Raw genomic sequence first — 26,197 nt, forward strand, 5'->3', positions numbered from 1 at the left:
CGGAGCCGCCCAATTGGCGGCTCCGGCTTCTTTTATTCTGGAGGACGGCGCCTATGCCGGATTTGTCCGAGTACCGCCAACTGGCAAAGGACATGTCAGTGGATGCCGTGGCGCTGGTGCCCGGTCCCAACTTTACCCGCGCTTTGGGAAAACCCTTTATGAGCCACGAACGGCCCTTTGTGGTCGTTATTCCGGCCGAAGGCGCGCCTGCGGCGGTTGTCCCAAATCTTGAGCTGGGATCATGGGAACTGGTTGGGTTCGAAGGTGCTGTTTTCGACTGGTTCGATCAAACCGGCTATAACGACGCATTCGCGGCGCTGGCCGATCACATGCCCCTTACGTCTTTGGCCGTCGAAGGGCAGGTAATGCGCGTTTTCGTGTCAAAGGCCTTCACCAACGCGCTGCCGAACCTTCGGATCGTGGATGCGGAACGTGAGATATCCGGCCTGCGGATTTGCAAAACCGAGGCCGACATTGCCGCTATGCAGGCTGCGATTGATATCTCGGAACGTGCTTTGGCCCGAGTGATCGCGGATGTGCGAGTGGGCCAGACCGAAGTTCAAATCGAGCAAGCTCTTATCCAAGCCCTGTTTGCCGAAGGCGCAGCCTCGCTGGCTTTTGCGCCAATAGTTGCGGCAGGCGACAACTCGGCGCGACCTCATGGCAAGGCCCGTGCTGACTACCAAATCAAACCCGGCGACGCGCTGTTGTTTGATTTTGGTGCGCGCAAACACGGGTTTGCGGCAGACATCACTCGCACTTTTTTTGTCGAAGAAGTCTCGGACGAGGGTAGGGATGTCTACGACACTGTTCTGCGCGCCAATCTAGCCGGTTTCGAAGCTTGCCGCCCCGGCGTTACCGCACATGACATCGACGATACGGTCATCAGCGTGCTTGAAGCTTCGCCATATGCAGATCGTATCCGTACTAAGACTGGCCACGGGCTGGGTCGAGATGTGCACGAGGCGCCGTATATCATGCGCGGGAATGAACAGAAAATCCTGCCTGGTATGGTCTGGACCAATGAGCCGGGCCTTTATGAACTGGACAATTTCGGCGTTCGCATCGAAGATGACGTACTGGTGACTGAAAACGGTTGTCGGTCGCTGACCAGCTTTCCCAAAGATCTCACAATCATAGGTCGCTGATGTTTGGCTATTTTCTAACCCGCCTGGGTATGTTCATCCCGACCTTTCTGGGCGTGACGCTAATTTCCTTCATGTTCATCCGGGTTTTGCCGGGTGATCCCATCATCGTTATGGCCGGTGAACGCGGCATGACCGAGGAACGCTATCAGGAGATGGTCGAGAAGCTGGGCTTCGACAAACCTGTCCTGCAGCAATACTGGGATTATCTGGTTGGCGTCATGCATGGCGATCTGGGTGAAAGCTTTGTCACCAAGAAACCGGTCTGGGATGAGTTCTTTGCTCTCTTTCCCGCAACGTTGGAACTGTCGATCTGCGCTATGATCTTTGCGGTGGCTCTGGGTTTGCCTGCCGGTGTGATCGCCGCCGTGAACCGAGGCAAGTTCTTTGATCGCGCACTAATGTCCTCGGCATTGGTAGGGTACTCGATGCCAATCTTTTGGTGGGCATTGCTGCTGATCATCGTTTTCTCGGGCAATCTGGGCTGGACGCCGGTCTCGGGTCGGATCGACCTGCTTTACTACTTCCCAAGCGTCACTGGGTTTATGCTGATCGACAGTCTTTTGTCGGGGCAAACAGGAGCGTTTGGCTCGGCTGTGCGACACCTGATCCTGCCGACAATCGTTTTGGGCACCATTCCTCTGGCGGTTATTGCGCGCCAGACACGTTCAGCGATGCTTGAGGTGCTGGGTGAGGACTATATCCGAACGGCTCGCGCCAAAGGCCTTGCCCCTGCAAGGATCAACGGGCTGCACGCGTTGCGCAATGCACTGATTCCTGTGATCACTGTAATTGGCCTGTCGGTTGGTACTTTGCTGGCTGGCGCCATTCTGACCGAGACAATCTTTAGCTGGCCGGGCATCGGCAAGTGGATGGTCGATAGCATTTTCCGCCGCGACTACCCGGTTGTGCAGGGCGGGCTGCTGATGATCGCCGTGATCGTGATGCTGGTGAACCTGCTGGTCGATGTCCTTTACGGCATCATCAACCCCAAAATCCGGAGGCGGTGATGGCTGAACTGTCTGCAAACGCACCGAAAGCCGAAGACCGCCCCAGCGCGCTTCGCGAATTTTGGTACTATTTCAGTGAAAACCGCGGCGCCGTGTTTGGGTTGTGGGTATTCGCGGCCTTTGTACTGTGTGCGGCTTTTGCGCCGCTGCTGGCCCCGTATGACCCAACCGAGCAATTCCGCAATCACATCCTGCAACCACCAGCGTGGCAGGAGGGCGGCAGCTGGGCCTTCCCGCTGGGCACCGACCCGTTGGGCCGGGATATGTTGTCGCGGCTGATCATGGGATCACGCTATTCCTTCTTTGTCGGTATCGTTGTGGTCTGTGTGGCTGTAACAGGCGGCGTGATCATCGGGCTTTTGTCCGGCTTTGCGCCGAAATGGGTCGATACCCTGATCATGCGGGTTATGGATATCATCCTGTCCTTCCCCTCGCTGCTGCTGGCGCTGGTGCTGGTGGCTATCCTTGGGCCGTCGCTGACAAATGCGATGATTGCCATCGCCATCGTATTTCAGCCGCATTACGTACGATTGACCCGTGCCTCAGTGCTGTCGGAACGGCAAAAGGACTACGTAACATCGGCCCGTGTGGCTGGCGCTGGCAAGGCGCGGTTGATGTTCAAGACTGTGCTGCCTAACTGTCTGGCCCCGATCATCGTGCAGGCGGCGCTGTCCTTCTCGACCGCCATTCTGGACGCCGCGGCGCTTGGATTTCTGGGTATGGGCGCACAGCCACCGACACCAGAATGGGGCACGATGCTGGCCGAAGCACGTGAGTTCATTCTGCGTGCCTGGTGGGTGGTCACCTTCCCCGGCCTGGCCATCCTGGTCACCGTGCTGGCAATTAACCTGATGGGTGACGGATTGCGTGATGCGCTTGACCCGAAACTGAAGCGGAGCTGACGACATGAGCCTGTTGGACATCCGAAATCTCACTGTCGAATTCGCAACCGCCTCAGGGAAGTTTCGTGCCGTTGACGGCGTCGATCTTTCCGTCGACAAGGGCGAACTTATGGCCATCGTCGGCGAAAGCGGGTCGGGCAAGTCTGTCTCGATGTTGGCACTGATGGGCCTGTTGCCGTGGACCGCGACGATCACAGCCGATCAGCTGAGCTTTGAGGGTATAGACCTAACTAAAATCTCGGCTCGAGATCGCCGAAAGATCATCGGCAAAGACATCGCCATGATCTTTCAAGAGCCGATGTCCTCGTTGAACCCCTGTTTCACAGTTGGGTTCCAGATCAAGGAAGCTTTGCGCATCCATCTGGGTCTGAACCGTAAAGACCGGCACCAACGGGCAATCGAGTTGTTCGATCAGGTTGGCATCCCGGCCCCTGAAAGTCGCTTAAACACTTTCCCGCACCAGATGTCGGGCGGTATGAACCAGCGGGTCATGATCGCAATGGCGATCGCCTGTAACCCCAAACTGCTCATTGCTGACGAACCGACAACCGCGCTGGACGTGACGATTCAAGCCCAGATTTTGGACTTGCTGGTCAGGCTGCGTGATGAACAGGGCATGGGTTTGGTGCTGATCACCCACGATATGGGTGTGGTCGCCGAAACAGCCGAGCGGGTGCAGGTGCAATACGCCGGTCAAAAGGTCGAGGAACAGCCGGTGAAAGACCTGTTCCGAACACCGCGGCATCCGTACACATCAGCTTTGCTGAGCGCGTTACCTGAAAGGGCCACGTCTAAGATGCTGCCGACTATCCCGGGTGTTGTGCCCGGGCAGTTCGACCGTCCCAAGGGTTGCTTGTTCAGCCCTCGTTGCGCATTCGCGGATGAGCTTTGCCACAGCCTGCCACCGACCCCGCACAGTGTTCAGTTCGGTAAAGCCCGTTGCCACCACGTCGAAAAGATTACCGCCGGAGAACTGGCATGACTGCACCTATCGTACAGGCCAGCGCATTAGCGCGGCATTACATTGTAAAGGGCGGGTTGTTGTCGAAACCGGCGACGGTCAAAGCGTTGTCTGGCGTAGATTTTGACCTCAGCCCGGGAAAGACGCTGGCTATTGTCGGTGAATCGGGCTGCGGTAAATCCACGCTAGCCCGGGTTGTCACGATGATCGAAGAGCCGACATCGGGCAATCTGACCATTGATGGGGTAGATATAACTCCGTCGAAATGGGCACAAATGCGTGAGACGGTGCAGATCGTGTTTCAGGACCCTTACGGTTCACTGAATCCGCGTCAGCGGATTGGGCAAATTCTGCAAGAACCTTTGATTATCAACCGCCCGGACATGTCCGCAGCGGATCGCGAGGCCCGTGCCCGTGAGATGATCGAACTCGTTGGTTTGCGTCCCGAGCATTACGACCGCTATCCGCACATGTTCTCAGGCGGTCAGCGTCAGAGGATCGCGATTGCCCGAGCGCTGATGTTGAACCCCAAGGTATTGGTTTTGGACGAACCTGTCTCAGCGCTGGATGTTTCGATTCAGTCTCAGATTCTGAATTTGCTTGTCGAATTGCAGGAGCGCCTGAACCTCGCCTATCTGTTCATCTCGCATGATTTGTCGGTGGTGAAGCACTTTGCTGATGATGTGATCGTCATGTACCTTGGCCGTGCAGTTGAAAAGGCTCCGAAAGAGCTGCTTTTCGCCGCCCCACGCCATCCGTACTCCAAAGCATTGCTGTCTACGACACCCCGGGCCGACCCGGAGGCAAAGAAAGACCGGATTAAACTGGAAGGTGAGTTGCCTTCACCAATGAATATCCCCAAAGGCTGTGCGTTTGCGCAACGCTGCTGGTTGGCGACCGAAGAATGCCGGGCTGCTCCGCCAGAGCTGACCGGGACAAATCACATGGTCGCGTGCTTACATCCGTTGGATTGAGGCCGCCTATTCTGAATGTCGCGTGGCGGTGACCATATCTAGCAACTGTTCCTTGGTGCGTTCGATGTGTTTGGTTAGTAGGCTACACGCCTCGTCCACCTGACCATCGCGCGCCAGTGACAAGAGCTGACGGTGGTCTCTTTTGGCTGGTTCGCGTTGTTCCATGACGCTTAGATGCATGCGGACATAACGATCTGACTGCCGATTTACACGTTGCAGGATCTCATTCGTTAGTCCACGGCCTGCCGCAGCATAGAGTGCCATATGATACTCGTAGTTCAGGCTGCCCCAGCGACCTACGTCATAAGCGTCATATGACTTTTCCATTGCATCGAGAATGCGTTCACATTCGTCAAAATTCACACTCGTCATAAGAGGGATTGCGCGTTGGAACAAATCCACCTCCAGCAAAACGCGCAGGTCAAAGATCTCACCGATCTCTGACAAGGAGTGTTTGGTGACCGATGCGCCACGGTTGTTGGTGAGTTGCACCAAACCTTCGGCGTCCAACCGTTTGAGCGCCTCACGGATCGGCATTCGAGACACGTCGTAGTCTTCGGCAAGTGCTTCCTGACGGATAGTTTCACCTTCAGCCATTTCACCACTCAGAATCCGCTCACGCAGGTCGTTTGTGATAACATCGGGCAGGCTCTGCCGTGGGATCGCTCGGGTTCTGGGCATCAGGGCGGTCTCAAATTGCAAGTTGTATCCAAAATACAAAATGAGAAGGCGATTTCCAAGAGCCTTGCATATAGTGATATCTATTTGGTGTTTAATGTTTCATCGCGGGTAAAAAGGTGTCAGCTGGAAACCGGGTAGCCAGCAAGGGCCTGAGCTAAAGGAGGGGAGCTATGGACGATCAGCGGTTTTTGCCCAAGGGCGCGATTTCCGTCGACGTGCCATACGACGGCCCACCCAAAACCTTCTATTTTCTATTGCTTCCCAAGACCACAATGCTGGCCTTTAGCGCCGCAATTGAACCGCTGCGTATTTCAAATCAGTTGGCGCGAAAGCAGTTATTCGAATGGTATGTCCTGTCTCCAGACGGCGCTCCTGTGACCTGTTCGAACGGGATTGGCATTCAGGTTGACCATGCAATGAACGATCTGGACAAGGGAGCTTATACATTTGTCTGCTCCGGGACAGAACCGATGGCTTCTTTTGACACGGCTGTCCTGAACTGGATTCGCAAACAAAAAGCTCATGGCTGTGATTTTGGTGGAATATGTACCGGCGCATTTGCCCTGGCTAAGGCTGGATTGATCGGAGATAAAAAGTTCACTGTTCATTGGGAGAACCGCCCTGGTTTCTGTGAAAACTTCACAACGATGGTCCCAACGCAGAACCTCTATGAAATTGATGGTAAACTGCGTACATGTGGCGGGGGGCATGCCAGCACAGATATGATGCTGGAAGTGATCGAGGAAACCTTCGGCAACGCTCTGGCCGTAAGCGTTTCAGAGATGTGCTTGCATCGGCGTTCCGGCGAAAGCAGCAGTCAGCAAGTCTCATCCGTATCTGCGGTGTTGGGAACGCGTAACGCCAAGCTGATCGAAGCTGTACAGATCATGAGGGAAAACATTGAAACGCCACTTAGCCTAGAAGCGGTGGCTGATCAGGCATCGTTGTCGCGTCGCCATATGGAACGTCTATTCCGACAACATACCAATATGTCGCCTGGCCGTTTCTATAACAATCTAAGGTTGGACCGGGCCTTTGCTCTATTGAACGAGACGAATCTGAGCGTTTCCGAAATCGCCTTTGCTTCGGGTTTTTCCAGCACCGATCGATTGTCGGTTCATTTTCGTGGCCGCTACAAGATCTCCCCTCACAATTTTCGCCGTTCGTGGGCACATGACGGTGTCGGTTGAGTTCAGCAACTCCGTCCATTCAGTCAGTAAATAGAATTAATCCAAACAATCAATTGGACCGATAGAAAATATTACCCCAAATTGCCGCCAAGTTTGGTGAATCCTACGAGGTCTGCGATGTGGACGTATTACAATCCGGTGAGCACCATTTTTGGTGCTGGATCCTTCCGGGAACTTCCCAATTTGATCGGTGACCGGAGCTATGCTCTGATCACCTACCCAGAGGCTCCATTCCGCGAACTAGCCGATCGCCTAGTAGAATTGACGGGACCGGCGGCATTGGTGGTAGACGACATTGCACCCAACCCTGATTACCGAATTTTAACTGAACAATGCGCGCGTTTCAGCGGAACAGGGCGGAAGGTTGAAGTGATTGTCGCTTTGGGTGGGGGGTCAGTGATTGACTCAGCCAAAGTGTTTGCCGCCGCCGACGGAGACTTTGGCCGGGTTGCGCAATATTTGGAGGCAAAATCCGAGCCGAATAGCCTTGGATCAACACCAATAATTGCCATTCCCACAACCGCTGGAACAGGGAGCGAAGTAACGTGCTGGGCGACTGTTTGGAACGAACAGCATGGTAAGAAATATTCGTTGTCACGCCCAAATTTGTATCCTGAAACAGCGGTGATCGACCCCGAATTGATGGTGAACAAACCTTATGGGCTTACGTTGGCGACGGGTTTGGACACGCTGTCGCACGCGCTTGAAAGCATCTGGAACATCAATGCCAACGCGATCTCTGCGCGTCATGCGATTGCCGCAGCCAAGACTGTTCTGGATACTTTGCCAGCCTTGTTAAGCGACCTAGGAAACCTGGATTTGCGCACCCGTCTGGCAGAGGCATCCTTGAGCGCTGGCCTCGCCTTCTCCAACACAAAAACGGCCATCGCCCATAACCTTTCCTATCCAGTCACATTGGGTTGGGGGGTGCAGCACGGTCTCGCTTGTTCGTTTACTCTACCTGCAATGCTACGATCGATTGATGGTATCGACGGTTTTAGACAATCGGCGCTTCACGACATCTTTGGACCGGACCTTAAAGCAGGTTCAAGAGATCTCAATGCGTTTTTGAACAGGTTGGGCGTCGCCACGCGATTTTCTGACTATTGTATATCGGAAGGCCAGCGCATGGACATAATCGAAGAAGCGTTTGCCGGTAAACGCGGGCGAAACTTTGCAGGCACCAAAGAAGCCTTCCTCACTGCAGCAGACTCATTACTCACCGAGAACACGAAAGTAGCGTAACGCGCCAGACACTGAAGCTTAGCAACAAACGGTCAGATTTGCGCAATTGATCAAGCCGGCAAAAAAAAGGAATAGATTGTGACGTTGCATACCCCGATTACTGGGAAAGAGCGTGTTTATCCCTAGTTCAAGTTTCTTGCGATTGCCATTTGTCTTGACGGTTGCGAGCCGGAAAATCTTGAGATCGCCATTGCCAAGGGACTGAATCCGACGCTCAAGCGTATTCGTGAGACTGGTACTAACCTTCTGGCTCATTCGGTGGTCCCATAGTTCACCAGCCCCAACGATCTCAGCGTCACCTCTGGGCGTCCGCCGATTGTTCCATTCGCTTCCGAGTTCTTGTGTCTATGTTCGCAACTTTCAGGTGGCACCCGAACATCTGGAACGTGCTGGCGTTCTGTAAACACCTTCAGACCTTTCAGGTTAATCTCGTCTGAGCATGAAATCACGTGAGGTTCGGCAATTGGCGGATGGTTCATCAACGACGTCTTATGTCCGCCTATCTGGATCTGTGGCAGTCAATATGCAAGACGCGATCGTCGATTGGACATTTTCGGATTTTGGTATCGATACAAGTATTAACAACCCCGCAATGGCCGGTGCTTTTGGCAACTGTATTGCTGAGCCGTTGTTCCCGAAAATGCGCCGCGAAATGGAGAAAGTCGCTACCTAGGCCCGAACAACCAGTCACCGTTTGTGCAGTCAAGTTGCGAAAAAATGCCCCGGTTTGAGTAACAAGCCGGGGGCGCAAAATTTTGTAGACAGATTAGGGGCTTAACCCTGTACAACTTCCTGCTTTTGGACCCCCAAACCTTGGATCCCCAGTTCCATTCTGTCGCCTGGTTTCAAATAGGTTTGGGGGTTTTGTCCCATTCCAACGCCAGGAGGGGTGCCGGTCGAAATCACATCGCCAGGTTGCAAAGACATGAACTGCGACAGGTGCGAAACGACCGTAGCTACACCAAAGTGCATCGTGTTGGTTGAGCCGTCCTGATATCGATGGCCGTTTACTTCCAGATACATAGGCAGGTTCTGCGGATCAGGAACTTCATCGCGCGTTACTAACCAGGGGCCGATGGGGCCAAATGTATCGGCCGATTTACCTTTGACCCACTGGCCAGAGCGGTGCAGTTGGAAATCTCGCTCTGACAAGTCATTGACCACACAATAGCCAGCGACATAGTCGAGCGCATCGGCTTCTGAAACATACTTAGCTTCTTTACCGATAACGATGCCTAACTCGACCTCCCAATCAGTTTTGACCGACCCGCGTGGAATTTCCACAGTGTCATTCGGCCCCATGATGGCTGAGGTCGCTTTGAAGAAAATCACAGGCTCTTCGGGCAGTTCCATACCGCTTTCTGCTGCATGATCTGCATAGTTGAGGCCGATGCAAATGAACTTGCCAACCTGACCGACGCAGGCGCCAATCCTCGGGTTCCCATCGACGAGGGGCAACGAAGAAAGATCAAGTGCTTTCAATTCGGCAAGACCGTCTTCTCCCAGCGTCGGGCCAGCGATATCCCTGACCACACCTGATAGATCGCGGATATTGCCAGCATCATCCAATACACCGGGCTTTTCCGAGCCTGCCGGCCCGTAGCGTAAAAGCTTCATTTGGTTTTCCTTTTCAACTCAGATGGTCCAGCCGCCATCAATGGCAAACGGCTGACCAGTTGTGTATTTGCTGGCGTCACTAGCCAGATAAAGCGCGAGTTCCGCGATCTCGTCCGCTGTGCCTATACGGCCCATCGGTTGGCGCGCGATGAAATCCGTCATGGCCTGTTCGTAATCACCCGTGGCGCGCAACCGGTCGTGCAGGCTGGGGCTATCGACTGTACCAGGGCAGATGGCATTGCATCGGATACCTTGTGTCACGAAGTCGGCGGCGACAGACTTGGTCAAACCCAAGACTGCTGCTTTGGACGCGCAGTAGGCGAACCGGTTTGGGACCCCCTTCATTGAGGACGCGACCGAGGACATATTGATGATAGACCCGCCGCCGTTTTCCAACATGTTTGGCAATGTTAGACGGATCAGGCGGTACATGGCCTTCACGTTCAGATCAAAACTGAAGTCCCAATCTTTCTCGCTACATTCCAGTATGGAACCGCCTGCAACATATCCTGCGCAGTTGAACAGAGCATCCAGCGGCGGCATTTCGGCCACCGCCGCCTGAACCGCCTCGGCATCTGTAACGTCGAGTTTCAGTGCCCGGACACCTTCAATCTCGGCCAGTTCCGCCAAGGCGTTGTCATTGATATCACTGGCGATGACAGATGCGCCTTCTGCCGCAAATAGCTCTGCCGTTGCGCGGCCAATGCCCTGGCCCGCAGCGGTGATCAGAGCAGTTTTACCGGACAGGCGGTTGGATGAGATCGAAGTTGGCATATCGCGCCTCACATGTTTTCTGGCAGAAGGTCCACGGGGATGTCTTGGTAGCAGACAGGCCGCAAAAAGCGTCGAATGGACAAGGTGCCTACAGAAGTGGCCCCAAAGTTGGTCGACGCAGGGTAGGGGCCGCCGTGGACCATGCTGTCGCAAACTTCAACACCGGTCGGGAAGCTGTTGGCCAAAAGGCGTCCTGCTTTTCGTTCCAACAACGGCAGCAATGTCAGGGCGGTCTGTTTGTCGCCTTCGTCCAGATGCAGCGTGCAGGTCAACTGACCCTCGATCGCGCGTGCGATCTGACGCATTTGATCGACGTCTCGAGCTCGTACCACGATACCAAGTGGGCCAAAGACCTCTTCCTGCAGTTTGTGATCTGCCAGCCAGTCGTCGCCTGAAACAGTGAATAGATAAGGTGCCGCATCGCGGGTGTCACAGCTTGTTCCTATGACTTGGGTCACGCCAGTTCCGGCCGCTACACGGGCAACGCCATCACGATAGGCATCTGCGATGCCATCGGTCAGCATGGTCTGGCTAGCGATGGCTGAAAGACCTTCCTCGGCTGCAGTTTGAAACGCGTCAGCGTCGGGGCCATCAAGGACCACAGCAATGCCAGGATTGGTACAGAATTGCCCTGCTCCCATTGTCAGCGAACCTGCCCAACCAGCACCGATTGCAGCCCCGCGTTTCGCAGCGGCTTCGGGCAGGATGAACATCGGGTTTACCGAACCCAACTCACCAAAGAAAGGAATGGGTTCGTCACGCTGCGCACACAAATCGAACAACGCGCGGCCTCCGCCAAGGCTGCCGGTAAAGCCAACAGCGCGAATGAGAGGGTGTTGAACCAATCGCGTGCCAACGTCGCGTTTGCCACCTTGAACCAGGGAAAACACGCCGGGGTGAACGTTCGATGCCTTGACCGCAGCGTCAATTGCTTGGGCAACGATCTCGCCGGTTCCGGGATGCGCGGAATGGCCTTTGACTACGACCGGACATCCTGCGGCCAATGCTGCTGCGGTGTCTCCGCCTGCAACGGAAAACGCCAGAGGAAAGTTCGATGCGCCGAACACTGCAACCGGACCCAAAGGGCGTTGGATCATACGCAGATCCGGACGCGGCAAAGGCGCTCGATCTGGCATGGCGGGATCGTGCCGCAGGTCAAGGTAGTCGCCCTTTTCGATGTGATCTGCAAACAGGCGCAACTGGCCAACAGTGCGCCCGCGTTCACCCTGCAATCTAGCCTCGGGGAGGCCCGTTTCCTGTGTGCCGGTCTCGGTTATTGCATCGCCACGCGCGTCGATCTCATCTGCGATACAGCGGAGCAACGCAGCACGTTCGGCTCGCGTGGTCCAGCCAAATGTTGCAAACGCTTCTTCGGCGGCTTCGACCGCCGCATCTACATGCGCTGGCGAGCCGACCGCAAAGTTGTGACTTGGGCCGTGAGCCGGTTCCGAAGCAAATGTGGACTCTCCGCCAACCCATTCCCCAGCGATCAGGTGTTTTCCGGTCAACATGTTTAAATCTCTCTTAAATCAGGCCGCGTTGGGCGAGGTTTCGCATCAGGTGGGATGCCCCAAATTTCCATTCAGGGCATTCGGTAGACAGGCGCACGGTATTGGTCAGCGCGCCCAGCTTATCGTTTGAAATCGTGACGATATCGCCAAGCTTGTGGGTGAACCCACCGCCCGGAGTATCGCGATCTTGCGTTGGCGCAAAGAGGGTTCCGAGAAACAACATGAAACCGTCTGGATATTGGTGGTGACGACCGATCGTTTGCCGGACCAGATCGGTCGGGTCGCGGCTAATTTTTGACATTGAGGAATGGCCATTCAAGACAAACCCGTCTGGCCCCGTAACCGTCAAAGTCAATTCAGCAGATCGTACGTCATCCAGGGAAAAGGTATCGTCGAACAGTCGGATCATCGGCCCAATCGCACAAGACGCATTGTTGTCCTTGGCCTTGCTCAACAGCAGGGCCGAACGGCCCTCGACGTCGCGCAGGTTGACATCATTGCCAAGGGTCGCACCCTTGATTTGCCCTTTAGAGGTGACGGCCAGAACCACTTCGGGCTCTGGATTGTTCCAGGTCGAGATTGGGTGGAGACCCACATCAGCGCCGAAACCAACTGACGACAGAACCTGTGCTTTGGAAAAGACTTCGGCATCCGGGCCGATGCCAACCTCTAGGTACTGACTCCACAGTCCCTCAGAGATAAGTGCATCCTTGACCTGCGCGGCTGCGTCCGAACCGGGCACAATGTTGGATAGGCTTTCGCCGATCCGCTCACCAATGCGCGCTCGGATCGCGTCAGCCTTGGCGGGATCACCAGCAGCTTGTTCTTCGATTACCCGTTCAACCATCGATCCGGCGAAAGTGACGCCGCATGCTTTGACTGATTGCAGGTCGCACGGAGCGAGCCAATGATGGTCACCTATCACAGGCCCCAAGTTTTCACCCTGTGCTGATCGGACATAATCTGCGGCATCGTCGCGTTCGAGAATGTCACGCACAGTTGGGGCCGCTTTGGACGTAATGTCCACGACCGCCCCGTCGCGCAGAGTTACAACTGATGGGCCAACCCCCGGGCGTTCGATACGCCCGAGCCAAAGCCCGGCGGAATCCAGATTCGGAGAAGTCATTTCAATCCCTGAGGTTGTAGGCTTGGGCGGCATTGCCTCCCAGAACCGCATTGCGTTCGGTGTCAGACAGCCCGCTCAACAGTGCGTCTGTGGTTTCCAACCAGCGCGTGTAACTGCTTGCCAAGGTGCAAACTGGCCAGTCGCTACCCCAGATCAGGCGGGACGGGCCAAATGTGTTAAGCAAATGATCAACGTATGGGCGCAGATCGTCTGTTTTCCATTCGGGTGAAGCTTCGGTTACCAGCCCCGACAATTTGCACCACGCATCCGTGTCGCGCGCCAGCGCGGCCATGTAGTCTGCCCATCCATCCAAAACGCCGTCCCGGATGAAAGGCTTGGAGCCGTGATCGATAACTACACGCATCTTTGGGTGTCTTGCCAAAAGTTGCCGCAGAGGACCAAGATGTTGGGGAAGGGTCAGCGCATCGAAGGTCAGGTCATGGATCTGAAGAGTATCGATGGCCGGGGTCAGCACATCGTCAATCATCCAAAGAGGATCTGAGATATCCTGAATCATTGGGCGCAAACCAACCAATGCTTGATGGCCGGCCAACCTTTCGATCTGCGCTGGGGCGTTCGCTGCTTCGAAATCGACCCAACCAACCACGCCTTTGATGAAGGGTGTCTCATCGGCGAGCGACAGCATGTATTCCGTTTCAGCAACAGTAGGCGCTGCTTGCACCAAAACAGTGCCGTCGATACCCGCTGAATGCAGAAAAGGGGCAAGGTCGTCTGGGCCAAAATCTTTGTAGATTGGTTCGAGGTCAGGCGTTAGCCATCCATAGTCCCCGCGTGCCAATGACCAAAAGTGCTGATGGGCGTCGATCCTCATCCGATCACGCCCTTCTTTAGAATGATGTTGCCATAGAGCCTTCGCTCACCTGTTTGGACGATGGCAAACGCGGTAGCCGCGCGGTCGTAAAATGCGAACCGTTCCAAGCCTTGGATCTGTCTGGGCGCGTCGGCTGTTTCGTTGATGATGTTCTGAAAATCCGCGACTGCTTCGGGGATTGCGTTCGGATCACCGACAACCTGCATGGTCAGAGCGGGATCGGGCACGAAAGTGTCCAGCGGCATAACCGACAGTACTGCCCTTAGAATTTCGCTGGCCGTGGAGCCATCGGCACGAATGCAGGTTGGACCCGTGCTGGTGCCCGGAAAGTTCGCATCTGCTATCACAATTTCGTCCCCATGACCCATTGCCCGCAGCGCGTGCAGCAGCTCAGGTGAGAGGATAGGGTCAATGTTACGCAGCATCGGCAGCCTCTGAAGGTAGCGGCGCATCCGGGCGGATTAAGCCTTCGCTGTGCAGGTCAGACCAAAGGCCGGGCGGGATATCGCGATCTAAAAGCGCGACGTTGGCTTGGACCTCAGAGGCACTAACTGCGCCAGGGACAACTGTTTTGACACAAGGATGCCCCAGAACGAACTGCAGGGCAGCCGCGATAAGAGGAGTGTCATGCGCGGCGCAAACGGCTTCGATCTTACGCACGCGGTCCAGGATTTCTTGCGGAGCGTCAGCATAGTTGTATTTGGCCCCTTCGACAGCGCCAGTTGCCAGAATGCCAGAGTTATAGGGCCCGCCCAGAATGATCCCTACATCGCGTTTCTCGCAAAGAGGCAGAAAGCTGTCTAAGGCTTCTTGTTCCAACAACGTGTATCGACCAGCCAGAAGGAACCCGTCGAAATCACCTAGGCCGAGCAATCTTTCACAGACCTGCCATTCGTTGACGCCAGCGCCAATTGCCGCGATTTCTCCGGCGTCGCGTAGTTCTACCAACGCTTTGTAGCCGCCTCCGTCGAAAAGTTCGCGTACTTTGGCGTCGGACATTTCCTGGCTGCCCTGACTGAATACGCAAACGTCGTGAACCAATAAGATATCCGTATTTTTGACACCTATTCGCTCGCGGCTGGCTTCGTAAGACCGCATTACGCCGTCGTAGGTGTAGTCGAAGACTATTCGTTTCTGCGGCACATCGACAAAGGCTTCGGGCGTCACCTCGTGCGGCTCGCAATCCAGCAAAAGGCGCCCAATTTTGGTAGAGAGCTGAATGTTCTCGCGCCCAAACCGCTTGATCGCTTCACCAAAGCGCCGTTCGGATCGACCGAGGCCGTACTGAGGGGCAGTATCGAAAAACCGGATGCCCGCATCATATGCTGTTTGCAGTGCCGCCTGAGCATCCTCATCTGACACTTTTCGGTACAGGTTGCCCAGTGGTGCACCGCCAAAGCCCATGCGTGTCAGTGGGACGGGCCGTGCGGTGCGATTGTTCAGAAGTTCGGTCTGTGAAACGGTCATCCTGCTTCTCGTGTCGGTTGCGTGGGTGTGTTGAATAATTCGGGTTTTTCCTGATGCAGGACTTCGATCCGAGGCATCAGTTGGCCGAGATGACGGCGCATCGCCGCCTGTGCGGCCTGCTCGTCATGATCCAGAATGGCGTCGAAAATCGCCCGGTGTTCCTCGAGCGTTTCTAATATGCGACCAGGAGTCGGCAACAGGAGCATGCGGGCGCGACTGACTTGCAAGGAAACAGTCTGTGCAACGTCGCCCAAACGTTTGAAGCCAGTGAATTCCATTAAAAGCGCGTGGAACTCTTCGTCCGCCTGATAGAAACCTGCAATGTCTTCGTCTTCGATCAGCAGTTCTTGTAAGCGCATGTTGCGACTTAGTTTCTTCCGCTGATCTTCGGTTAGATCGCGCGCAACTTTGGCAACGGTTGCCAGTTCCAGAGCTTCACGCAAGAAAGCCCCCTCGCGGATTTCAGACATTGAGAAATAAGAAACACGTGTGCCGGACTGCGGGACGACGTCCACAAGTCCTTCGGCTGCAAGCCTAGCAATCGCTTCGGTCACAGGCGCGCGTGAAACCCCGAGTCTTTCGCAGATAGGCGCTTTTCTAAGGTTCGCACCAGGTGGGAAGTCCAGCGACAGAATCGCCTGCTTCATCTCTTGGTAGACCCGATGTGCAAGCGATCCCTCGGTCGAGGAGATGTCTCTTAACAGCTGTGCGTTGATGTCTTGAGGTTTGTTCATGTTTCTTGGCCTAGCATACTAACATGTTAGTTGACAAGTGAGTGATCGATGTTTAGCAATCTCTTCAAGCAAGCGGGGAAACGATGCAAGCAGACCATAAAACAAAGGCCCCAAAGACCGCGGTTCGGGATACGGTGAAGCTTAACCCGGATGACAATGTTGTGATTGCACTGCGTGATTTGCAGGCTGGCGAGCAACCGTTTGGTTTGTCCGTTCAGTTGAAGGGGGCAATTGCAAGGGGACATAAGATCGCTGTTGTTCCGATCACTTCGGGTGAAAACGTAATTCGATACGGGCAGATAATCGGGCAGGCAAAGGCGGACATCGCTTTGGGTGAGCATGTCCATGTTCATAACCTTGGAATGGGCGCGCACCAACAGGACTATGCGCATGCCAGCGCAAATGCACCGTTGTCAGGAATCAACGACGGGCGCACTTTCCAAGGCTACCATCGCGCGGACGGTAAAGTGGGGACGCGCAATTACATTGGCATTCTTACAACAGTGAATTGCTCTGGTTCCGTAGCCCGTTTCATTGCCGAAGCAGCCGAGAAATCCGGGCTTTTGGAAGAATTTCCAAATGTCGACGGGGTGGTGCCGATCGTGCACGGCACGGGATGTGGCATGTCGGGCAAGGACGAGGGCTATGCCACTTTGTTCCGAACTTTGGCCGGCTATGCCCAGCATCCAAACTTTGCGGGTATTCTTTTGATTGGACTTGGCTGCGAGGTTATGCAGGTCGCTGATCTGGTAGGTGGCCGACCGATCCGAAAGGACGGTGCTCTGCGGTACATGACCATCCAGAACGAAGGCGGCACTAAGCGTACAATCGAACGCGGATTGGAAGAGCTGCGCGGCATTGCTGAATTGGCCGACCAGGTTTCTCGGGAGCCGGCGCCGCTCAGTGCAATTACGGTTGGAATGCAGTGCGGAGGATCCGATGGATACTCTGGCATCACGGCCAATCCGGCGCTGGGTTATGCCTCCGACCTGTTGGTGCGCCACGGCGGAACAACAATCCTGTCGGAAACGTCCGAAATTTACGGCGCGGAACATCTACTAACGCGACGCGCTGAAACGCCCGAAGTCGGCCACAAGCTGATCGAGCGTATTCATTGGTGGGAAGACTACACCGCTCGTAACGGTGGGGAGATGGACAACAACCCAAGCCCCGGTAACAAGCGCGGCGGGTTGACGACTATTTTGGAAAAATCACTGGGTGCTGTCGCCAAGGGCGGAACTGCTCCGATGCGTGATGTCTACAAGTTTGGCGAGATGATCGACAAAAAGGGTTTTGTCTTCATGGACAGCCCGGGTTTTGACCCGTGTTCAGTCACCGGACAGGTCGCCTCGGGTGCAAACTTGATTGTGTTCACGACTGGGCGGGGCTCAGTTTCCGGTTACCAACCAACGCCTTGCGTCAAGTTGGCGACCAATTCGGAAATGTATGAACGAATGGCCGACGACATGGATCTGAACTGCGGCGACATCGTCTCGGGCGGTGTCAGCATCGAAGCAAAAGGCGAAGAGCTGTTCGAAATTCTGATCCGTGTCGCATCAGGTGAGAAAACCAAAAGTGAGGAACTTGGCTTTGGGGGCGTTGAATTCGTTCCCTGGCAAATTGGCGCGGTGATGTAACCCCGCGCGATGCCCAAGAGGAAAAGGGCATAAGGGAGGAAAAATGACAAAACTGGTCGACATGACGGGGATCGACAAACACTTTCCCGGCGTGCACGCACTAAAATCCGTGCAGTTCGATCTGTTCCCGGGTGAAGTGCACGCGCTGATGGGTGAAAACGGCGCCGGGAAAAGTACGCTGATGAAAATCCTTTCCGGGATATACCAGCGCGATGGCGGTGATCTCGTTATAGAAGGTAAGTCGGTTAGTCCGACCACCCCGCGCGAGGCGCAGGATCTGGGAATTGGCATCATCCATCAGGAACTCAGCCTGATGAACGACCTGACCGTCGCACAGAACATCTTTATCGGACGCGAACCGCGCAAAAGCTTTGGCCGACTTGATGAGGCGGCGCTGAACGCGCAGACCGCTGAGATTTTCGCCTCGATGAACCTTTCTCTCGATCCAAAGACGCTGGTTGGCACCCTGACAATTGCGAAGCAGCAGATGGTTGAGATCGCCAAAGCGCTTTCCTACCGATCGAAGGTTCTGATCATGGACGAACCGACAGCTGCGCTGAATGACGCTGAGATTGCCGAGCTGTTCGTCATCATCCGTCGCCTCAAGGCCGAAGGTGTGGGGATAGTCTACATCAGCCATAAGATGGACGAGCTGAAACAAATCGCCGACCGCGTCACGGTGATGCGCGACGGCGAGTATGTTGGCACAGTTGATGCGGCCGACACACCGATTAGTCAGATCATCGCAATGATGGTCGGGCGTGAGGTTAACGAAGAACCTTTGGAAGTTCCCGATTTAGGTGATGCTGAAGTTTCTCTGCAGGTTTCGGGCCTAACGCGCGGAAAAGACATCCATGAAGTCAGTTTCTCGGTGCAAAAAGGTGAAATTCTGGGCTTCGCCGGGTTGATGGGTGCAGGGCGGACCGAAGTTGCACGCGCCATTTTTGGGGCCGACCCTAAGGATAGCGGTGAAATCCGAGTGCATGGGAAAGAGGTGTCGATCAAGTCACCTAAGGATGCTGTACGCGCGGGGATTGGCTACCTGTCCGAAGACCGTAAACATTTTGGTCTCGCGACAGGTATGAATGTACGGGACAATATCGCTCTGGCTTCGATGGACCTGTTCACTGGTGCAGGCGGCGTTCTGAACGATGGCGAAATCAGTACAACTGCGAAAAGCTATATCAATCAGTTGGGCATCCGAACCCCATCTGATGTCCAAGAAGTTCGGCTTTTGTCTGGCGGAAATCAGCAAAAGGTCGTCATAGCAAAATGGCTGCTGCGCGACTGCGATATTCTAATCTTTGATGAGCCCACCCGCGGTATCGATGTGGGCGCGAAGTCTGAGATCTACAAACTACTCGAAGAGCTGGCTGAGCAGGGCAAGACAATCATCGTGATCTCGTCTGAGTTGCCCGAAATCATGCGCCTCAGCCACCGCATCGCCGTGATGTGCGAGGGCCGACTGACCGGCATTCTGCCTGGCGGAAAAGACACCACTCAAGAAGACATCATGCATCTGGCCACCCAACGCAAGGCGGCGATGCAGGTAACAGGGACAGTACAATGACAACAGCAACGGATATCGACAAAAAGAAACCCTTAGCGGGACTGTCGGAAAGCGGTGCCTATCAAAAGCTGCTGGCATTTGCCAGTTTGATAGCTTTGCTGATCGGGTTCTCGATCGCGTCGCCGAACTTTATGCAGACCTCGAACATGATTGCCATTTTGCAGGCGACTTCGGTTAATGGCGTACTTGCGGTGGCAGCGACGTTGATCATTATCACCGGCGGCATCGACCTATCCCTAGGTACGCTGATGACATTTTGTGCGGTGATCGCGGGGGTGGCGCTGACCTATCTTGGGCTGCCTTTACTGTTAGGCGTTGCGGCTGCCATTGGGGCAGGGGCTCTGTGCGGACTTTGTTCAGGTACTTTCGTCGCCAAGATGAAAATTCCCCCTTTCATCGCGACGCTGGGCATGATGCTGATCCTCAAGGGCCTGTCTCTGGTGATCTCAGGTACGCGGCCGATTTATTTCAACGATACGCCCGGCTTTGACCAAATTTCGCGCGGTTCGTTGATCGGAGAAATCTTTCCGGCACTGCCCATCCCGAACGGCGTATTAATCCTGTTCCTCGTTGCTATTGCAGCTTCGTACATTTTGGGCCGCACGGTACTGGGGCGCTACACCTTTGCGCTGGGGTCGAACGAAGAGGCGGTTCGCTTGTCCGGCGTGAACACGGACCTTTGGAAAATGCGCATCTATGCTCTGGCCGGTGCGATTTGCGGTATCGCGGGCATTCTGATCGCATCGCGTCTTAACTCAGCACAGCCCGCATTGGGTCTGGGGTATGAGCTTGAAGCTATCGCTGCGGTTGTGATCGGTGGCACCTCTTTGTCCGGTGGACGCGGCACGATCTTGGGTACCCTGATTGGTGCATTGATCATGGCTGTGCTGACCAACGGTCTGCGAGTGCTTTCCGTCGCACAGGAATGGCAGACCGTTGTAACCGGCGCGATCATCATTCTTGCAGTCTATGCCGACATGGCACGCCGCAAAAAGACCGGCTGAACAAACTACGAAAAACGAACGACCAACTGGAGGAGAAAACATGTTTACACGTCGTTTCATTCTGGGGGCGCTGAGCGCGGCCACCTTTGCAGTACCGGCCTCGATGGCTGCGGCCGAGGATATCTATATCCCGCTTGTGTCAAAGGGCTTCCAACACCAGTTCTGGCAAGCGGTTAAGTCCGGTGCGGAACAAGCGGCAGACGAGTATGGTGTTACTATTACCTTTGAAGGTCCTGACAATGAAACCATGGTCGACCGTCAAATTGACATGCTGGCCGCGGCGCTGGCCAACAATCCCAAGGCAATCGGATTTGCTGCACTGGACAGCCAGGCCGCTATTCCGTTGCTAAGGCAGGCCGACGAAAAAGGTATTCCGATCATCGCATTCGACAGCGGTGTAGATAGTGACATTCCGGTTTCGACCGCAACTACGGACAATCTGGCCGCCGCAGGTTTGGCCGCAGATAAAATGGCCGAAATTCTCGGTGGTAAGGGCAAAGTTGCTGTTGTTGCGCACGACCAGACAAGCCGCACCGGCATTGATCGTCGTGATGGTTTCGTGAACCGTATGGCCGAAAAGTACCCGGATATTGAGGTCGTAACCGTTCAATACGGACAGGGCGATCACCTGAAGTCGACCGAGGTTACCAAGGCCATCCTAACTGCGAACCCTGACCTGAACGGTATCTTCGGTACAAACGAAGGTTCAGCGATCGGTGTTGTAAACGGTGTGCAAGAGCTTGGAACCGAAGGTCTTGTGATCATCGGATACGATAGCGGCAAGGCGCAGAAAGACGCGATTAAGAGCGGCCTGATGGCAGGCGCGATTACACAAAACCCTGTCGGGATCGGCTATGAGACAGTCAAAGCTGCCGTCTCAGCATTAAACGGTGAAGAAGTTCCTGCTCTGATCGATACGGGCTTCTATTTCTACGATGCGTCGAACATGGACGACCCGAAAATCTCAGCCGTTCTTTACGACTAAGACAATACCACTCACGCTCTTCCGGCTCGCCTGCATTAGGCGGGCCGGTTTTCTTTAGGTTGAGTATACCAATTCCCATTTATTGGTCGAAATTCGCCAAAACAATGTGGTTTCTCGTTTCGTATTTTTGCCGTTTTCGTGTTAATGTCCGGTCAGCGTATTATTTTTATATAGATTAAAGGTAGTTATCCCATTGACCGACAAACCTAACAGCACGTTTAGGCTACGCCCCCTTGCAAAGGAGGACTTGGAGACTGTCACCCCATGGTTTCAGGACGTCGAGGATCTTGCACGGTTTGATCGCACATCACGGATCCCTCTCAATTTTGCGAAAGCTGAGGAATTCTGGAGCGAGGCGATCAGCGCTTCGGGAAACTGCACCCAGTGCTGGTTTGTTGTCGAGTCCGATAGTGGTCAGATTCTTGGAATGACAGGGCTGGAAGCGATTTCCCAGATCAACCGGGACGCGGTTATCGCCATGTTTGTGGAAAAATCCGCGCGTCGTTTGGGGGTCGGTATCAGGGCCACGGCTCTGCTGATCGACTTCGGGTTTCGCCAACTCGGCCTGAACCGTATGACCTCGTACTACCGGTCAGATAACAACAACAGTCGAGATCTTGTTGCAAAACTAGGCTGCCAAATCGAAGGAACCATGCGTCAAGCGTGGTATGCGGACGGAAGTTTTCAAGATATGGTTGTAGTTGGGTTATTAAAGCAAGACTGGACCGAACACCGCATGAGATTGGCAAAAGAACTCGGCAACGAAACGATTGTCACTTTTGGATCAGGCTCATGTCCCAAGTGGTCTTGGCCTCCTAATAATGATGGGTGTGAGTAAAGGGCTTCGTTTGCAGCCAGTTTGTTACAGCCAATTTTGCTATAGAGTAGACATTGGGTTCGAAGAGAACCCGTTAATCGAGTATCGCCTGTGAGCATTACCAGTCCAAACCCACCTATGACACAGAAGCTGGGCGCAGTTCTGTTCGCCGATGTTGTCGGCTATTCCCGCTTGATGAGCGAGAACGAGCTCGATACATACAACACATTGAAAACATTAATTTATCATCTCGAAAAAACCTGCGCTCAATTTCAAGGCCGTGTGGTTGAAGTACGAGGCGACGGCATTCTTGCACTGTTTGATACCGCCACCAGTGCGGTTGAATTCGGGATCGAACTGCATCGGATCGCCAGCGAGCACAATCAATCGCGCGAAGATAGTTTGCGAATCAAGTTTCGTGCTGGCGTTCATTTGGGAGAAATTCTGATAGATGAACGCGGCATCCACGGTGATAACGTCAATATTGCCGCGAGGTTACAGGAAATTGCCGAGCCTGAAAGAGTTTACGTCAGCGCAGCAGTTTACGACCAGGTCTGTAACCGGTTGCGTTACGGATACGAATTCCTTGGGCCCAAACAGTTAAAGAACATCCTATCCCCTGTATCAACGTACTGCGTCCGCAGTGAAGTCGCCGGTGCGACCATGGCTGGCACGATGCGGCCAGATTTACTCGGCGACATTCTTGAGCGCCCTGATACCCCGTCCGTTGCTATCCTGCCATTCGCCAGCAATGGAGGAGACGAATCTGACAGTTGGATTGCCGAAGGTTTGACCGACGACATAATCATGAGTTTGTCGAAGTTCCGGAACCTGTTTGTGATTGCCCGGAACTCTTCGTTTTTCTTCAAGACACAATCCATGCCGCCGCAAGAGGCAGCGCGGAAGCTGAATGTTCGCTATGTCGCACGTGGGAGTGTACGTAGGTCCAGCAGCCGTATCCGCATCACAGCGGAATTGGTTGATGCCAATACTGAACGCACCATCTGGGCTGAGAGATTTGACCGCAAAATCGACGATATCTTCGACATTCTCGATGAGGTGACCGAGTGCATTGTCGCGGCTACTGCTGTGATGATCGAGTCCCATGAAAAGCAGCGCACGATTCAAGCGATTCCGTCTGATCTTGAAGCTTACGGGTCGGTTCTTCAGGGCCAGCACCATATTTTCAAATACACCAGAAGCGATAACCGAAAGGCGCAGAGCTTTTATCAATCCGCGCTTGATCGGGACGAAGGCTATGCCCGCGCTGCTGCAGCGCTGTCACGAACGTTGAATATCGACTGGCGCTATTCCTGGAGCGAAGACCCCTCTACTGCACTGGATCAGGCGCTGACCTTTGCGCAACGCTCGATCGAACTGGATCCCACCGACGCAAGGGGGTTTGGCGAGCTGGGCTATGTGCATCTGTATCGCAAGGAGCATGACGCTGCGCTGCAATCCTACCGGCGGGCTCTGGCGTTGAATCCGAACGATGCCGACATGCATTCGGATTTTGCTGACGCTTTGGCGCATTATGGTGACAACGAAACTGCAATCACGCATCTCCAACAGGCAATGCGATTAAATCCATATTTCCCGGATCAGTACCTGTGGCACTTGGGTGGCGCTTACTTCAATTTGCAACGGTATGATGATGTGATTGAAACCGTTAACAAGATGAACAACCCGACTGAAGGGCAACGTTTGTTAGCGGCGAGTTTCGCGCACTTGGATAAATTGGATATGGCGCGCGATATCGCAGAACGGCATCGAAAAGCGCATCCCAATTTCTCTTTGAAACGTTGGGAAAGCGTACAGCCGGACCGCATGGCTGAGGACACTCAGCACTTTGTCGAGGGCCTGAAAAAAGCAGGGTTCTAAATCGAAACAGGCCCTGCTTTGCACGGGCCTGTCACGTTTCTATTCGGATGTGAATTCTTAGCTTCGTTCGGGTTTAGTCTTCTGAGCCCCGAGCCCGCGCACCGCTCACTCTGGCACCGCTGACACGTGCGCCGCTGACTCTGGCGCCACTTACACGAGCACCACTCACCCGAGCACCGCTTACGCGGGCGCCACTGATTGCCGGGCTGTCAAAGCCGAAATAGATGTCCAGAAGAACCTGTTCAAACATACCCGTTGTTACATCCATACGCATGGTCTGATCGGCCTTGTCGTAGTTCCAGACCATAATGTCGTTTGACACCTGGTAATCTGCTGCAGCGACACCGCTTATGGATGGATTTTTGGGCGCGCGAGCGGCATCTTTTGGTGGATCGTTGTTCTCACCATTGACGGGTTTTCCCGGCCCGTGGACAAGGAAAATCGCAGGCTCTGGAAGGTCGTAGTAGGTCCCTTCGTATGCAAAGCCATAAATCTTTGCGAACTGGGGTTTGACGCTGTTCTCTTCCTTAAACTGCTTACTCAGCTGTTTGTTGTTGCCGAGGCCTTTTTTGTCTTTGTCCTGGTATTTTAGATCGTCAATAACGCGTCCGTATATAAGCACTTCTGAAAAACTGAGTAATGACTCTGACATAAACTCATCTCCCGTTTGTGGGTCCGACGGTTGCATAACCGTTTGCCCCCTTATCACCACGATCCGGCAGAGATCCGGACCAGAAATTCCAAAAAAATCATCCCCCGACTTGATGCCACAGTTTGGCGTAAAAAAAAAGAAGTTTACAAGGGGTTAACCCGGAACCTGGGTTCTGACGGAATTCGAATGGCTGTCCTCATTTGGGTCAGGTAAACGCGGTCCTGCGGTTGTGAGTCCGATATCGCGCATTCGGAAGTTTCCTTCGATAATCCGTTGGAACGCACCACCGGTGATTTCCTGATCAACTGCGAGCAGTGCTTTTTCCACTCCGAAATAACTGAGCATGTCGGCGTCCAGCCGTTCCCACGTGTCAGCAAGGTAGGTGCCCAAATAGTCCCGGGCCTCCAACAACGCGATGCGGAACCCTTCGGGGTTCTCTGCATAGCGGGTATCGAAAATCCCCTGCATGACTTTGCTGTATTCCGGCGAGTCTTCCAATTTGTCCGAAAGGTCTTCTTCTTCGGGCGTGATCAGACCGTGCAACAGCAAACGTTCATGGTAGATATCAACAAAGATGTCGAACATAGCGCCTGTCAGCGGCTCGGACAGGTCGTGTTCACTCGACCATCCGGCGGCGAACTCAGAGAGAGAGCGGTCGTTGGCGGCAATACGGATTTGTGCGTTTTCAGACAATTCAGCGAAGCGGCTCAGCCGGTTGAATGTGTAGAGGTTGCCACGTGTATTTTCGAGCAACGTGTCGACCACTGATCCAAAGTGGAGCGACGCCAGAAGCGCAACTAAGTCAGCCGCGGATTCATGGAAGCCGTAATACTCGCCCGAGGCATCCCCGTTTGATGGCATTCCGATGACTGAATAGATGATCGCATGTCCGATCTCATGCGCGACTACGTCAAAGTTCAAGCTGTAGGGACGGTATTCGCCTCCGTGCTCGTGTGTGCCACCGGTTTCCAGAAAACCCCAGCCGATATGTGCGTTGTCGAGACTGGGCAAAAGTGACAGTTCCAGCCGGTCAAAATCGCGGGCGAAATGCCAGGGGATAGGCCGGTCGAAATAGCCCTGCCAAACGTCCATAGTGAAATGCGCAGACCCAAACAGATGCGCGGCCTCAAATGAGGGGTCGGTAGGGTCTATGTGAATGAAATTCCCGAATTCATCAGGCATGGCAGGGGGGTTAATCTGACCGTTCCAGGGTGGCAGGTACATCTCGGGTCCACCGGGGCCGGGAATTATTGCACCATATGGGGTGGTCTTTCCAACCGGGTTTACGGTGTACATACGCGGCCCGGACGGCCCCGGGCCGATGGTTCCTTGGGGGGCCGAAATCTCCACTAATTCCAACGGGGCGTCCGGTTCCAGAAATGGTGACTGCGGGAACAGAAGAAACCGTGTTCCAGGTTCCTCTTCTCCGGTGTGATCGTGTAAGCTCACGAAGCGCCCTCCCGTCATGGCTCTGGTTCACAT

Annotated in this window: 26 protein-coding genes; 14 read left to right on the forward strand and 12 right to left on the reverse strand. The window is 54.4% G+C overall.

The window, feature by feature from the left end:
- Positions 1 to 53 precede the first annotated feature (53 nt).
- Genes ACR0EO_RS19730 through ACR0EO_RS19750 form a run of 5 tightly spaced genes read left to right on the forward strand, consistent with a single transcriptional unit; the run spans position 54 to position 4,992 of the window.
- The gene (locus tag ACR0EO_RS19730) at positions 54 to 1,148 is read left to right on the forward strand and encodes a M24 family metallopeptidase (RefSeq protein ID WP_480692522.1); all 1,095 of its coding nucleotides are present in this window, start codon (positions 54 to 56) and stop codon (positions 1,146 to 1,148) included.
- Positions 1,148 to 2,155, forward strand: a complete 1,008-nt coding sequence (locus tag ACR0EO_RS19735) for an ABC transporter permease subunit (RefSeq protein WP_480692523.1) — start codon at positions 1,148 to 1,150, stop codon at positions 2,153 to 2,155. Before ACR0EO_RS19730 ends, ACR0EO_RS19735 begins: the two co-directional genes overlap by 1 nt.
- Positions 2,155 to 3,057, forward strand: a complete 903-nt coding sequence (locus ACR0EO_RS19740; RefSeq protein WP_480692524.1) for an ABC transporter permease subunit — start codon at positions 2,155 to 2,157, stop codon at positions 3,055 to 3,057. The genes ACR0EO_RS19735 and ACR0EO_RS19740 overlap by 1 nt, the downstream gene beginning before the upstream one ends.
- 4 nt (positions 3,058 to 3,061) lie before the next feature.
- Positions 3,062 to 4,039 (forward strand): ABC transporter ATP-binding protein, encoded by a 978-nt coding sequence (locus ACR0EO_RS19745; protein WP_480692525.1) that lies wholly within the window; start codon positions 3,062 to 3,064, stop codon positions 4,037 to 4,039.
- The gene (locus tag ACR0EO_RS19750) at positions 4,036 to 4,992 is read left to right on the forward strand and encodes an ABC transporter ATP-binding protein (RefSeq protein WP_480692526.1); all 957 of its coding nucleotides are present in this window, start codon (positions 4,036 to 4,038) and stop codon (positions 4,990 to 4,992) included. The genes ACR0EO_RS19745 and ACR0EO_RS19750 overlap by 4 nt, the downstream gene beginning before the upstream one ends.
- A 6-nt stretch (positions 4,993 to 4,998) precedes the next feature.
- Here the strand turns inward: ACR0EO_RS19750 and ACR0EO_RS19755 are convergent, their stop codons facing one another.
- The gene (locus tag ACR0EO_RS19755) at positions 4,999 to 5,673 is read right to left on the reverse strand and encodes a GntR family transcriptional regulator (RefSeq protein ID WP_480692527.1); all 675 of its coding nucleotides are present in this window, start codon (positions 5,671 to 5,673) and stop codon (positions 4,999 to 5,001) included.
- Between the two features lie 170 nt (positions 5,674 to 5,843).
- On the opposite strand from ACR0EO_RS19755, the gene ACR0EO_RS19760 reads away from it, so the two are divergent.
- Positions 5,844 to 6,863, forward strand: a complete 1,020-nt coding sequence (locus tag ACR0EO_RS19760; RefSeq protein WP_480692528.1) for a GlxA family transcriptional regulator — start codon at positions 5,844 to 5,846, stop codon at positions 6,861 to 6,863.
- Between the two features lie 117 nt (positions 6,864 to 6,980).
- On the forward strand, positions 6,981 to 8,108 hold the full coding sequence (gene psrA, locus ACR0EO_RS19765; RefSeq protein ID WP_480692529.1) for an iron-containing alcohol dehydrogenase PsrA: 1,128 nt from the start codon (positions 6,981 to 6,983) through the stop codon (positions 8,106 to 8,108).
- 251 nt (positions 8,109 to 8,359) lie between these two features.
- Here the strand turns inward: psrA and ACR0EO_RS19770 are convergent, their stop codons facing one another.
- Positions 8,360 to 8,587 (reverse strand): hypothetical protein, encoded by a 228-nt coding sequence (locus ACR0EO_RS19770; RefSeq protein WP_480692530.1) that lies wholly within the window; start codon positions 8,585 to 8,587, stop codon positions 8,360 to 8,362.
- A 44-nt stretch (positions 8,588 to 8,631) separates the two neighbouring features.
- Between ACR0EO_RS19770 and ACR0EO_RS19775 the strand changes: the two genes are divergently transcribed.
- Positions 8,632 to 8,781, forward strand: coding sequence for a hypothetical protein (locus tag ACR0EO_RS19775; RefSeq protein ID WP_480692531.1), 150 nt, complete (start codon positions 8,632 to 8,634; stop codon positions 8,779 to 8,781).
- 101 nt (positions 8,782 to 8,882) lie between these two features.
- Here ACR0EO_RS19775 and ACR0EO_RS19780 read toward each other — a convergent pair whose 3' ends face one another.
- The 8 genes from ACR0EO_RS19780 to ACR0EO_RS19815 are packed head-to-tail and all read right to left on the reverse strand — an operon-like array spanning position 8,883 to position 16,169.
- Entirely contained in the window at positions 8,883 to 9,725 is an 843-nt protein-coding gene (locus ACR0EO_RS19780) for a fumarylacetoacetate hydrolase family protein (RefSeq protein ID WP_480692532.1), read from the reverse strand.
- 18 nt (positions 9,726 to 9,743) lie between these two features.
- On the reverse strand, positions 9,744 to 10,499 hold the full coding sequence (locus tag ACR0EO_RS19785; RefSeq protein WP_480692533.1) for an SDR family oxidoreductase: 756 nt from the start codon (positions 10,497 to 10,499) through the stop codon (positions 9,744 to 9,746).
- Positions 10,500 to 10,507: 8 nt separating this feature from the next.
- Positions 10,508 to 12,010, reverse strand: coding sequence for an aldehyde dehydrogenase (NADP(+)) (locus ACR0EO_RS19790; protein ID WP_480692534.1), 1,503 nt, complete (start codon positions 12,008 to 12,010; stop codon positions 10,508 to 10,510).
- A 13-nt stretch (positions 12,011 to 12,023) separates the two neighbouring features.
- Positions 12,024 to 13,136 (reverse strand): fumarylacetoacetate hydrolase family protein, encoded by a 1,113-nt coding sequence (locus tag ACR0EO_RS19795; RefSeq protein ID WP_480692535.1) that lies wholly within the window; start codon positions 13,134 to 13,136, stop codon positions 12,024 to 12,026.
- A 1-nt stretch (position 13,137) separates the two neighbouring features.
- Complete coding sequence (locus tag ACR0EO_RS19800; RefSeq protein WP_480692536.1) at positions 13,138 to 13,968, reverse strand: amidohydrolase family protein; 831 nt, start codon at positions 13,966 to 13,968, stop codon at positions 13,138 to 13,140.
- Positions 13,965 to 14,393, reverse strand: a complete 429-nt coding sequence (locus ACR0EO_RS19805) for an RbsD/FucU family protein (RefSeq protein ID WP_480692537.1) — start codon at positions 14,391 to 14,393, stop codon at positions 13,965 to 13,967. The genes ACR0EO_RS19800 and ACR0EO_RS19805 overlap by 4 nt, the downstream gene beginning before the upstream one ends.
- Positions 14,383 to 15,435 carry an aldo/keto reductase gene (locus ACR0EO_RS19810; RefSeq protein WP_480692538.1) on the reverse strand — a complete coding sequence of 351 codons (1,053 nt, stop codon included), beginning with the start codon at positions 15,433 to 15,435 and terminating at the stop codon, positions 14,383 to 14,385. Before ACR0EO_RS19810 ends, ACR0EO_RS19805 begins: the two co-directional genes overlap by 11 nt.
- The gene (locus ACR0EO_RS19815) at positions 15,432 to 16,169 is read right to left on the reverse strand and encodes a GntR family transcriptional regulator (protein ID WP_480692539.1); all 738 of its coding nucleotides are present in this window, start codon (positions 16,167 to 16,169) and stop codon (positions 15,432 to 15,434) included. The genes ACR0EO_RS19810 and ACR0EO_RS19815 overlap by 4 nt, the downstream gene beginning before the upstream one ends.
- Before the next feature lie 83 nt (positions 16,170 to 16,252).
- On the opposite strand from ACR0EO_RS19815, the gene ACR0EO_RS19820 reads away from it, so the two are divergent.
- From ACR0EO_RS19820 to ACR0EO_RS19845, 6 genes are all read left to right on the forward strand, one after another.
- Complete coding sequence (locus tag ACR0EO_RS19820; RefSeq protein WP_480692540.1) at positions 16,253 to 17,806, forward strand: UxaA family hydrolase; 1,554 nt, start codon at positions 16,253 to 16,255, stop codon at positions 17,804 to 17,806.
- Between the two features lie 43 nt (positions 17,807 to 17,849).
- The gene (locus tag ACR0EO_RS19825) at positions 17,850 to 19,376 is read left to right on the forward strand and encodes a sugar ABC transporter ATP-binding protein (RefSeq protein WP_480692541.1); all 1,527 of its coding nucleotides are present in this window, start codon (positions 17,850 to 17,852) and stop codon (positions 19,374 to 19,376) included.
- Positions 19,373 to 20,380, forward strand: coding sequence for an ABC transporter permease (locus ACR0EO_RS19830; protein ID WP_480692542.1), 1,008 nt, complete (start codon positions 19,373 to 19,375; stop codon positions 20,378 to 20,380). Before ACR0EO_RS19825 ends, ACR0EO_RS19830 begins: the two co-directional genes overlap by 4 nt.
- 40 nt (positions 20,381 to 20,420) lie before the next feature.
- Positions 20,421 to 21,365 (forward strand): substrate-binding domain-containing protein, encoded by a 945-nt coding sequence (locus ACR0EO_RS19835; protein WP_480692543.1) that lies wholly within the window; start codon positions 20,421 to 20,423, stop codon positions 21,363 to 21,365.
- 193 nt (positions 21,366 to 21,558) lie between these two features.
- On the forward strand, positions 21,559 to 22,203 hold the full coding sequence (locus ACR0EO_RS19840; protein ID WP_480692544.1) for a GNAT family N-acetyltransferase: 645 nt from the start codon (positions 21,559 to 21,561) through the stop codon (positions 22,201 to 22,203).
- Positions 22,204 to 22,320: 117 nt separating this feature from the next.
- Positions 22,321 to 24,063, forward strand: coding sequence for a tetratricopeptide repeat protein (locus ACR0EO_RS19845; RefSeq protein ID WP_480692545.1), 1,743 nt, complete (start codon positions 22,321 to 22,323; stop codon positions 24,061 to 24,063).
- Between the two features lie 73 nt (positions 24,064 to 24,136).
- On the opposite strand, the gene ACR0EO_RS19850 is transcribed toward ACR0EO_RS19845, so the two are convergent.
- Both ACR0EO_RS19850 and ACR0EO_RS19855 read right to left on the reverse strand, forming a co-directional pair.
- Positions 24,137 to 24,715, reverse strand: a complete 579-nt coding sequence (locus ACR0EO_RS19850; RefSeq protein WP_480692546.1) for a hypothetical protein — start codon at positions 24,713 to 24,715, stop codon at positions 24,137 to 24,139.
- Positions 24,716 to 24,868: 153 nt separating this feature from the next.
- On the reverse strand, positions 24,869 to 26,164 hold the full coding sequence (locus ACR0EO_RS19855; protein WP_480692547.1) for a gluzincin family metallopeptidase: 1,296 nt from the start codon (positions 26,162 to 26,164) through the stop codon (positions 24,869 to 24,871).
- Positions 26,165 to 26,197: the final 33 nt, after the last annotated feature.

The organism is Ruegeria sp. BE9 (genome assembly GCF_056538765.1).